This window comes from Glycomyces sp. TRM65418 (assembly GCF_019710475.1).
GTDB lineage: Bacteria > Actinomycetota > Actinomycetes > Mycobacteriales > Micromonosporaceae > Glycomyces.
On record NZ_JAJFAX010000002.1, the window covers coordinates 635,062 to 647,043 of the forward strand.

Here is an 11,982-nt window from a genome sequence, read left to right on the forward strand (position 1 = left end):
CGCCTCGTCGGAGATGGGCTCGCGGTCCGATCTCGGCTCCGGTGAAGGGCCTGAGTTCGAGATCGAGGGCTCGGTTGGCTCCGAGAGCCGATCCAATGCGGCCTCTAGCTGCGGGTTTGGGTTCGCATAAGCGTGCAGTACCTCCACACGCCCACATGGGCCCCGCGAGGGGCCCATGTGTTCATTTGCGGCCGTTTATGTGCCCGCTGTGGCCCAGGGCTCAGTCAGTGTTACTTGGGGTATTCATACTGTCTAGTCCGTTTCCTCCTGACATGGTCATCTCCGGAAGCGTCGTCTGAGTGCTTGCCGGTACTCCGGCGTTAGCCCGAACCCGCTCACTTTGCTCCAGTGGGAGGGCGGGCGGAGCGGCCATCGCGCGACGCCGAGCTCAGCTGTTCTGCCTCGGCCTTCGCGCGCGGCCGTGCTGCCCTGACCGCTGTGGCATCCCGGGGCGAGCGCGTCTGGCGCTACGAATGCAGGCGGGGACCGGGAAGCGGGCCGATCGAACTCGATACGTCCGCTGCGGCAACGCTTGCCGCCGTCGAAAGCGCGGGAGGTCAGCCAGACGGGCGGCAGGATTTATGGATCGGGCGAATCGCGAGCCCTGCTACTACGGCGAAAGCCACTGCGGCCGGTAGCTCGTCATCGTCGCAGATCGCCTTGGGGGGTAGTCCCCAACTCTGGCCGGAGCTTGCGGTCTCCCGAGCCTGAAAGACCGGGAGCAGATCTTCCTCGCCCGGGTGCCGTCCGGATCAACTACGTTGGCCGCCAACGAGATTGCAATCGGGGCTGGAGCGGTCGCCTCCTTCATGGGACGATTGTTCAGCGTTTCGATATGAAACCGTTACATCACCAGGTGATTAGGCCTACTTCTCAGCCAATTTGCGGATGATTCGGACAAGGCCGCTATGGCTCCATCCTGTGCCGCATCGTGGATGTTGATAACGTGTGCTTCGCTCGCGGTCACAGCCAGTACCGGAGCGACCTCGATGCCCCGCCCCCCGTCTACACCCCCGATCCTTTAACTGGAGAGCGAACCCCTCGTGACGAGCCCTCACCTTCGCCGCAACCTCAAGCGGAGCTTGGTTATCGGCCTGGCTTCTGTAATTGCTGCCGCGTCTGCTTCCACACCTCCTGGCGCTGCTGAAGAGCCCGAGACGTCCACTTGCGTCGAAGACGGTGCCGTCCTGCAGGAGCGCGGGGAATCGTCGGCACTGGAGCTGGCCGTCGAGTGCGGGGCGGAAGTCCTGATTCGCGATTCGCAGGACTACACGACCCGCTCATACGCGCAACCCGACGGCAGCATTGCCACCGAGTTCGCCGTCCAACCGCAGTGGGTTCCCGACGGCACCGGTGAATGGATCGATGCGGACCCCACGATCGAGGTCGCGGCTGACGGCACGCTCCAGACGAAGGCCACGATCACCGATCTGGAGTTCGGCTCCGCGGGTGACACCGCGTTTGTCACCGCCACCAACGCCGACGGCGAGTCCGTGGCACTGGATTGGACCGAGCCGCTGCCGGAACCGGAGCTGGACGGTTCCACTGTGCGGTACCCGGAGGTGCTGCCTGATGTGGACCTGGAGGTCTACGCGGGCGTGTCCGACTTCTCCTATGCGCTGGTCGTCAAGACCTCGGAAGCTGCTGCGGACCCCGCACTTGAACGAGTTGAGATCGGCCTCGCCTCCGAAGGCCTATCGGTGACCGCTGATGCCGCGACCGACACCGCGGCCCTTTCTGATGCTGACGGAGCGACGGCCTTCAGCGTGGACACCCCGTGGATGTGGGACTCCTCCGCGGTCGGCGAAGGCTCCGGGAATGCCGCGCCGATGGAGCTGGAGGTAGACGCCGACTCGCTGACGGTGACCCCCGACCCGGAGTTCCTGGCGGACGACGGGGTCGAATATCCGATCTACATCGACCCGAAGTTTCGCGACGAGAACGGTGCCAGCTTCGAGAACGCTTTCTCGCAGAGAACCGGCATCACCTGTGGTTCCGGTTCGGAGATGTGCGTCGGGGCCCAGCTCTGGGAACCTGACAATGCGATGGGCTACTGGCGTTCGGCGATGAAGTTCACCGGCCTGAACTCGATTGCGAACCGGGACGTCCAGAAGGCGAACGTGCTGGTGACTCAGACGCACACCGGCGGAGCCGGGGCGACCCAGTCGGTGCGGCTCTACGCGATGAACTGGTGGGACTTCACCGAAGACACCAGTATGACCACGTTCAACAACCAAGCCGCCGGTCTGGTGGCGACCGAGTCGGTGCGGACGTCGAACACCGGCGCCGGAGAATCCGATCAGACCATCGAGTGGGCCGATGACCGAAGTGCCACCTGGGTGCAGAAGCTCGTCGATGCAGGGAACAACACCGCTGTGTTCGGTGTCCTCTCCGGAGCGAACCTCGACCAGGAGAAGAACCTGAATTACTGGCGGAAGCTGAACCCCTCCACGGCGAAGCTCGTGGTCTGGCACGCGCCGCTGAAACCGACGCAGCTGTTCACGAACGGATCCTCCTGCTCGACCTCGGCCCCCGGGCCGACGATCAATACGCTCACGCCGACGCTCAAGGCCACGGCACCCGCATCGCTGAGGTCGACGAACGAACTGAACTTCTACGTTTACGAGCGCAACGGCGTGCCGGACAATCACCTTCGGAAGGTCGAAGTCGCGAACGTCTCGGCCGGAGCATCCGTCACGGTCTCCGTGCCCTCCGGTGTCCTCGAACGTGGCCAGACCTACCGGTGGCGGACTCGGGCCTGGGACACCGATGGCGAGGACGGGCGCTGGGGCGAGGCCGCGGGTTACTGCTATTTCACAGTCAATTCCCTGCCCACCACTCCGACGGGTCTCTCGACGGAAGGCCTTGGGTGCGGATCGCAATCCGCTCCTGTGACGGTGTCGACGTCGACCCCGAAGCTGCATTCGATCCCGAGTGACCCTGACGGCGGGAACGTCACCGCTCGGTACCAGTTCTACACCCAGGCCGGTGCGCTGCTCAAAGAGTGGAAGGTGGCGGCGAAGAGCGGGGTGACCGCATCGACGCCGGTCGCAAGTGGTCTGGTGTCCGCCGATGGCGTGTACAAGTGGCGCGTTGTCACCGACGACGCGTTCGCTTCGAGCGCATGGTCGGGGTACTGCTGGGTCAAGGTCGACACCACGGCGCCGGAGCCTCCTGACGTGGTCCAGCTGACGACGGACCCGGTACCAGGCGGTTCGGTGGAGTTCGAGTTCGTCGGCGGGTCCGATGTGAAGAGCTTCGAATACAGCTTCAACAACGGGACGAAGAAGACGGTGTCCGCCTCGACGGGTGAGACCAAAATCGGGATGACCCTCCCGTCCACCGGCTCGATCGACCACACCCTCCAAGTGTGGGCAAGAGACTTCACGATTGGCGGGACCGGGAACGTCTCCAGTCCGACCACCTACTTGTTCACGGCGATCGAAGCCCAACCCGCCGCTGCAGCCAGCGCGTGGCGATTCGACGGCGATTTGCTGGACGATGCCGGCGATAACGCGCTCTCCAATTCGTCAACAGCGGTCTTCGCGGCTGACGCGGTCGGCCGCTCTGATGCCGCGGCGAGGTTCGACGGCAGTTCCGGCTCGTGTCTCACTGCAGACCGGACCATCATCGACACGACGGCCTCCTTCACGGCCGCGGCATGGGTCAACCCGGATGCCGAAGCGACGACTGGCCGATTGGTCTTCAGTATCAGCGGAGAGGTCCGCAGCAATCTCCAAGTGCTCGTGTCGCCGACTGGGGAATGGCGGGCAGCGATCGCCTCTAGTGACGGCACCGAATACAGCTGGGTGGTGGCGAGAACGGCGGCATCGTCCGTCGAATACGGCACCTGGACCCATGTCGCTGCGGTCTACGACGCGGCCGCCGAGCGGATCCGACTGTACATCGATGGTGACCTGCAGGGATCTACGGCGGTTCCGTTCGAGCAGTGGCAGGCGACCGGCCTGCTTTCAGTCGGATGCGGCGCCCTGAAAGACGGAACCACTTACGGCTCGATGACCGGCAGCATCGACGACGCGGTGGTCTTCCAGCAGGCGCTGACCGGTGATCAGATCGCCGAACTCATGGATGGTCAGCACATCCCGTCAGTATTGCAAGCGTGGTACCCGCTGCGTGGCGATGGAGCTGATGCCTCTGGCCGCGGTACCGACCTAACGGCGATGCCAGAGGTCCCTTCGTGGGTCCAAGATCAGCACGGCCGGTCCACGAGCGCTCTGGAATTCGACGGAGCTACTTGCCCGACTGCGGGAACCGTGCCGGTGCGCACCGACGACTCCTTCTCCGTCTCTGCCTGGGTGCGCCTCGACTCGGACCACGCGACGAACCACCCGCCTGTGTTCGCGTTCCACGGTGAATCCGGAGTGGCGGCGTTCGTGAAGTACAACGGCACTCAAGACCGTTGGGAGTTCGTAAGGCAGGCCGCTGACTCGTCGAGCGCGAGTTTTGCCGGTGCAGTGAGCGCGGCAACTCCGGTCAAGGATTCGTGGACGCAGCTCACCGCGGCTTACGACGCGGAAACAGCGCTGTTCGAGCTGTACGTGGACGGCGAATTGTCAGGGACCCGCACCCTGCCGGATGCATTGTGGCGGTCGGTCGGGTTGTCGATCGGATGCTATGGCACGGCGTCTTCCACCTCTGTCTGGGAAGGCGCGATCTCGGATGTTCGCGTCTGGCGGGGTGCACTCGATGCCGACCAGGTGGCAGCGGTCCACATCGAACGACTGTCTGCTTGGCCCCTCAGCCGGGATTCGGGCGGGAGCGACGAGTGGAGCGACGCGGACTTGACCTTTACGGGTGACACCTCGTGGGAAGTCGACCGTTGGAACTACTGCTGGGCGGCCTACGGACTTGATCTCACCGGTACCGGCTATGCGTCGACGGAGAGCTCGGTGATCCGATCCGACGAGTCGTTCACGGTCGCGGCGTGGGCCAAAATCGACGACAACAACAGCCATCACGTCGTCATCTCCCAGACCACCCACCAGAGCGCGAGCTTCTATCTGACCTACTTCGCGGACGTCGACACCTGGCAGTTCGCATTGAAGAACATGGGAGCAGACGGTGCCTCGTGGGTGACGGTGGAATCCGACGAGGCCGTCGAAGTGGGCCGCTGGTATCACTTGTCGGCGACCTACGACCTCGGCTCGAACGAGATGCGCCTGTACGTCGACGGTGAACTGCGAAACCAGGTCAGCGGACCCGAACACCCCTGGCATGCCGAGGGACAGCTGCTCCTGGGAGCCGCAGGCGACACCGCCGGTGGACGCTGGTCCCACATGGCCGGGTCGATCGACCAAGTGCAGACCTGGTCCGGGGCGCTCGACCCGCTTTCAATTGCGGCGATCGCCGCCAACCGGCCGAAGTTCGAACTCGACCCGAACGCAGCGGACTGCGGCGACTCTCCGGAGCCACCCGGGGATCTGTGAGTTCGCGAGGCGGGCGGTGCATGGAGGCGCCGCCCGCTCCACCCCCAATGATGTGAACCCTCGAGCCCCACTCACCCCTCGCCCCTGAGAAAGGCCCCTTGGATGAAACCTCGAGTCAGCACCGCTTGGCACCGGCACAGCAGGACCACGGTTCGATACGCGACGGCCATGACCTTGATCGCCGGTGCGGCGCTGTTCGCCTACCAGACCCCGGCTGCGGCCCAGTCGGGTGCGACGGATCCGGATGTGGGGACGCCGGTGTCGACTTCGCCGGTGTCCGGCTCGCCTGTGGATCTCGCAACCGAGGGGTTGGTGACGGATTCGGGGAAGATCTCGGTGCCGTCGGCGGGGGGCTCGGGCGGATCTGGGGCGGCGGGAGACTGGTCGGCTACGGATCTGTCGAATGCGGGGTCGTGGTCGCAGGGGGGTTCGACCGGCGGCTTCAACTACATGTACGGGTTCGAGTTGCCGCCGGCGGAGGGGCCGGTGCCGTCGGTGGGGTTGTCGTATTCGTCGCAGGCGGTGGATGGGCACACGTCGTCGTCGAACAACCAGGCGGGAGTGATCGGCGACGGTTGGTCCTACACTCCGGGGTTCATCGAGCGGACCTACGCGCCGTGCGTGTCCGAGGAGGGCGGGAACACTCCCCAGGCCACCGCGGACCGGTGCTGGGAGGGCAAGTCGCCGTCGATCACGCTGGTGCTCGAGGGCGTCAACTCGACGCTGGTCCTCGACGACGACACCAACATCTGGACCGCCTCGGCCGACCCGGGCTGGAAGGTCGAGCTGCTCGGCTCGGCAGCCACGGCATCCGCGGGAACGAGTGAGCGGTGGCGGATCACCACCACCGACGGGACGGTCTACACCTTCGGGGCACGAGCTGCGGATACGGCGTCGCGATCGACGGTGCCGGTGTTCGGCAACCACTCGGGCGAAGCCTGCTACAAGGCGGACGACTTCGCCGGTTCGGATTGCGCGCAGGCGTATCGGTGGATGCTGGACGAGATCACCGATGTGCACGGCAACCGCGCCCGCTTCGAGTGGGCCGCCGAGACGGGGCACTACGGTGCCGCGGCCGACGAGGACAACCGGGCCGCCTTCCACCGCGCCGTCCGGTTGACCCGCATCGACTACGGCCTGCGTGCGGACAACGCCGCGGTGCAGGCGGGCCGAGTGACCTTCTCGTACACCGATCGGTGCGAGGCCGACTGCTATAACGCCGACAACACCCCGAAGGCGGATTCTTGGCCCGAGACGCCATGGGACCAGACATGCGCGGCAGCGCCGTGCACGGATCTGTGGTCGCCGGCGTTCTTCTCCTCGAAGCGCCTGGCCGAGATCGCCACGCACGTGCCCAACGGCTCAGGCGGGTTCACGAAAGTGGACTCGTGGACGTTGACCCAGGAGTTCCTCGATTACGGCGACGAGGCGGATGCCGTGCTGTGGCTGAAATCGGTCCAGCACACCGGGCATGTGGGCGGGACGGCTTCGACGCCGCCGGTGACGTTCTCCGGTATCGCCTTCCCCAACCGGGTCGAGCATTCGGAGGGCACGCCGTCGATCTGGCGACCGCGTCTGACCGCGATCACTTCCGAGACCGGTGCGGTGACCGGCGTCTGGTACTCGGCACCGTCCTGCACTTGGGACGCGCTGCCGGACAAGGTCAACAACGCCGGCCTGTGCTACCCGGTGCTGTCCGACGAGGGCGACACGGAGGAGTGGTTCCACAAGTACGTGGTCACGGAGGTCGCCCAGTTCGAGACCACGGCAGGGCAGTTGCCACTGCGCACCTACTACGACTACTCGACCGCCGGAGGCGGGACCACCCGACTGTGGGCCTGGGACGACTCGGAGCACACCGACGACGCGCTCAGGACGTACAACCAGTGGCGCGGTTACGCCCAGGTCACCACCAAATCCGGTGATCCGAACGACGCGGAGCAGTTGACCGCTCGCACCCGCTACTACCGGGGCATGAACGGCCAGCCGACCAGCGCCACCGGCACGGGTTCGCTCACCGTGAGCTTGACCGACGCTGAAGGCAAGACCGTCACCGACCACGAGGCCCTGTCCGGAGCGGTGTTCGAGACCGCCTCCTACAACGGATCGGCCATCATCGCCTCATCGGTTTCCCGCTACTGGACGAAACTCGTCGCCGAGCGCGCATACGACGGAGGATCCTGGAAGGCCTGGTATACGGGCCAGAGCCGCTCCGACTCGCGGACGCTGCTCGACACCGCCAGTGCCACCTGGCAGCGGACCCAGACGAGCACCACCTACGACGACCGCGGGCGTGTCCTCACTGTCTCCGACCTGGGCGTCCTGGGCGTTGAAGACGATCAGCGGTGCTCGGAAACCACCTACGCGGACAACGAGAGCGCGAACCTGTACAACGTGGTCCGTCGCGCCGAGGTCTTCGCCGTGGCATGCGACCAGACCGTCTCCTATCCGGCCGATCTGATCAGCGACACCAAGTTCTTCTACGATTACGACACCACCGGCACCGCGCAGCCGTCCGACGGCCTGCTGACTTCCACTCAGGTCGCCAAGAGCCACAACGGTTCGAGCGCAACGTGGGTGGAGACGATGAGTGCGACCTACGACGGCCTGGGCCGGGTGCTGACGGTCGCTGACGCGCTCGACCGCACCACCACGACCGCCTACGCTCCGACCGCCGGCGGGGCCGTCCACTCGGTTACGACCGCGAACGCGCTCGGCCACACTTCGACCGTGTACACCGACAAGGCCCGCGGCCTGCCGGTCAAAACCGTCGACGCCAACAACCGCGTCACCGAGAGCACCTACGATCCGCTCGGACGGACCACGGCCGCATGGGGTCCGGGTTGGTCGAAGTCGAAGTACCCTGAGGTGCCGACCGTCGCCTACGACTACAACGTCTCGAACACGGCGCCTTCATCGGTGACCACGTACGCCGTCACTCCTTCGGGGACGCAGCGGCTCAACGGCGTGGTGCTCTACGACTCACTGCTGCGTCAGGTGCAGATCCAGGCGCCCACTGCTCAAGGCGGGCGGCTTATCTCGGGGATCGAGTACGACACCCGCGGCCTGACCGTCTGGGCCTCGGGCCCGAACTGGGACTCCGCGAATGAACCCGGCAGTGATCTCGTCTACGTCTCGCAGGGCGAAGACCAGGCCCGGACGTTTTACACCTATGACGGCGCGGGTCGGGTCGTGCTCGAAGAGTTCATGTCCCACCAGGAGATCCTGCACGCCACCGAGACCGTCTACGGTGGCTCGACCAAGGGCTGGATGGTCGCGGTGAACCCGCCTGATGGCGCGACGCCGAGTGCGACGATCACCAATGCCCGTGGCGAGCTGGTCGAGAAGCGCGACTTCCACGGCGCCACCGCCACCGGGAACTTCGACGCCACCGCCTACGAATACGACCACCGTGGCAATCTCGCCGAGGTCACCGACCCGGCCGGAAACCAGTGGACTTACGAATACGACCTGCGCGGCCGCCAGATCTCGGCGACCGACCCCGACACCGGCACCACCACGGCCGTCTACGACGACGCCGGGCAGCTCACCTCGACCACTGACGCCCGCGGCCAGGTTCTCACCACCACCTACGACGACCTCGGCCGTCGCTATAACCTCACCTCCGGGGACGGTACCCGGTTGAACGCCTGGCGCTACGACTCCGCCCCCGGCGGCAAGGGCCTGCCTTACATCTCCGCGTCGTATATCGACGGCAAAGCCGTGATGACGGAGGTCCGCCAGTACGACTCGGCAGGGCGACCGACCTCCGTCACCCAGTGGGTCCCAGAGATCGCCGGCTTCGAAGCGCTGGAAGGGTCCTACAACGTCCAGCAGTTCTATCTGCCCGACGGGTCGGTGTCGAACACCAACTTCCCGACGGTGTCCGGGCTCTCCAGTGAGGTCGTGGCCTACGACTACAACGACCTCGGTCAGGTCACCGGGGTCTACGGCAACCCCAGCGACTCGGTCGACAGCGTCGATTACGTCGACGAGGCGACCTACACCGCGTTCGGTGAACTCGCACAACGAGTCCTCGGCGGCACCGACGGTGAACGCGCCTACCAGACCTGGACCTATCAGGACGGCACCCGCCGCCTCGACCAGCACCGGCTCTCCCGCGACTCGGCCTCCTCGCCATTGGTGGCGCACCTGACGTACGAGTACGACGAGGCCGGCAACATCCTCTCCATCGCCGACTCCGCCGCCGACTCGCCGAGCGAACCCGAACGCCAGTGCTTCGTCTACGACTACCTCCAGCGCCTGACCGAAGCCTGGGCACAAGCCGGCACCGGCGCTTGCGAGACCGAAGCGGAACTCGACTCGGGCGACATGGGCGGGCCCGGCGCGTACTGGACCAGCTACGAGTACGACCTGACCGGCAACCGCACCGCGGTCACCGACCACACCGCGAGCGGCACCAGCACAACGGCGACCTACGCCTACACCGACGCTGAGGCACACCTGGTCGACACGGTCACCACCGGTTCGACTGAGAACGCCTACACCTGGGACCTCTCGGGCAACCTCACCGAGCGGACCGTCAACGGCAAGACCGAGGAGCTCGCCTGGAACGCGGCAGGCAAACTCGCCTCCATCACTACCACCGAGGGCACCACCCGGATGCTCTACGACGGGGAGAACAACCGCCTAGGCCGCATCGACGCCGACGGCACCCAGAACCTGTTCGTCGGCGGCCAGGAAATCGTGGTCGACCCCCAGGGCGTCGTCCACGCCACCAGGACCTACAGCCACAATGGGGAGATGGTCGCCACCCGCTCCACCGACACGGGCTTGACCTGGGTTGGCACCACGCACCAGGGCACCGCCGCCTGGGCCATCAGCGCCGCCACCATGGTCCTGACCTACCGCCGCCAAGACCCCTTCGGCAACACCCGAGGCGAATCGGCGAACTGGACGGCAACCCAGCAGGGCTACCACACCGGCACCGAAGACCCCACCAGCCTGGTCTCCATGGGCGCCCGCTTCTACGACCCCACCACCGGCAGGTTCATATCCCGAGACCCCATCCAAGCCTTCACCGACAGCCAACAAATCAACGGCTACAGCTATTCGAACAACAACCCGGTCAACATGTCCGACCCCACCGGCCTCTGGTCCTGCATCGACGGAGACTGCTCCTACCACAACAACGACGGCAGCCTCAAAAACAAAGACGAGTGCAAGAAGACCGGCTGCGGCACCGGCCAATGCACGAGGGGATCTTGCGGATCAACCCAATCCAGCGGAAGCTGCTCCGGGCCTTCCACCCCATCTGAGTGCGGCGAACGGGGAAACAACAACAGCGACTCGGGTTGCAATTGCGACAAAACGAACCTCGGTGATGGGAATTACCTGGAGGAGAGGGACGGACGCCTGTTCCTGAATGATCTTGATATCACAGATCTGGGCAATCTGGACACCTTGGTTCGAGATCTCCTCGAGGTCATGCTTCAGAATGACATGAATGGATTTTGGGGTGCGGCAGCTGCAGTCGATAAACTGTGTGGAGTGGATGCGGGGGAGAAGTATGACTGCAGTTGGACGACCAATAATAGGGAGATTATTGACATTGCTTACTGTGTGGCTCTGAATGTCGCTTGTAACGACACCACATATATTCCGGACGGGAATGGGGGGCAGATTGAAGTTTCTTATAGTGATATCAAGGCAGAGTTGCCTCAGGTAGAGAACTCTGGGGAGCCGTCGTGGCAGGATGTCGCCTTCGGTGCGGCTGCGACTGCATTCACGACAGGTGCCTGTCTGCTAAGTCCATGGGCGTGTGCTTTTGGGCTAACTTCCAGCGGTATTTTGGCAGGGGAGTATTTCTGTTCAACTGGTTCTACCTCTTGTTTGATCAAGACTTATGTTGCAATAACTGCGGTGGGCGGAGGTGCCTACGGTATGGGCCGCGCATGGGCCGCGGGTAATGGTAAGGGCGGGAAGCAAAATTAGAAGATTCTTCAATGAAGACGTGGAGGTGGCTGCCTGGTGTCTTGGGGCCCTAGTCGCAGCGATGCTGGCGGTCGGTTCAGTACTGATGAGATTTGCGGGAACGGAGGTACTGCTTGTCATTAGGGTATTTGCACTTGCTGGAGTTGCATTGGTAAATATCCGACTCTGGACAAGGGGAGTTGGGGGAGGAAATCGAAAGCTAGTATACTTGCAATATGCTATTCCCATATTTGCATCTCTGGGTGTAGTAGCAGCAAGCCTGCAGTTCTCGGTAACGCGAGAGGTGGACTTCTATCTGTTCCTAGACATCGTTCTATTGATTCTGATTATTGTAACGGTTGTACAATTCTATCGAAAGATGATGAGTCGACAAGGATAGAGATTCTATCCTGTCATTCGGAGTTGTCGACGGGACCGTTACAATGAATTATGAAACAGAGGTGCCGGTAAACCGGCTATAAGGTGCCGAAACTTTCAGTTATAGCGCTTTGCGCGGCGACTTCGGGTCTTCCGCGCCCACGACGTGGCGGCCACGCGGGAGGTCCTGGACATGGTCGCCGCCGTGAAAGGCGACCGGCCT

The 11,982-nt window shown here is 64.1% G+C and carries 2 protein-coding genes; both read left to right on the forward strand.

Going from position 1 to position 11,982, the window contains the following annotated elements:
- The first annotated feature begins 1,082 nt into the window (after window positions 1-1,082).
- On the forward strand, window positions 1,083-5,447 hold the full coding sequence (locus K3N28_RS07955) for a LamG domain-containing protein (RefSeq protein ID WP_228091946.1): 4,365 nt from the start codon (window positions 1,083-1,085) through the stop codon (window positions 5,445-5,447).
- Window positions 5,448-5,615: 168 nt separating this feature from the next.
- Window positions 5,616-11,402 (forward strand): RHS repeat-associated core domain-containing protein, encoded by a 5,787-nt coding sequence (locus K3N28_RS07960; RefSeq protein WP_228091947.1) that lies wholly within the window; start codon window positions 5,616-5,618, stop codon window positions 11,400-11,402.
- Window positions 11,403-11,982: the final 580 nt, after the last annotated feature.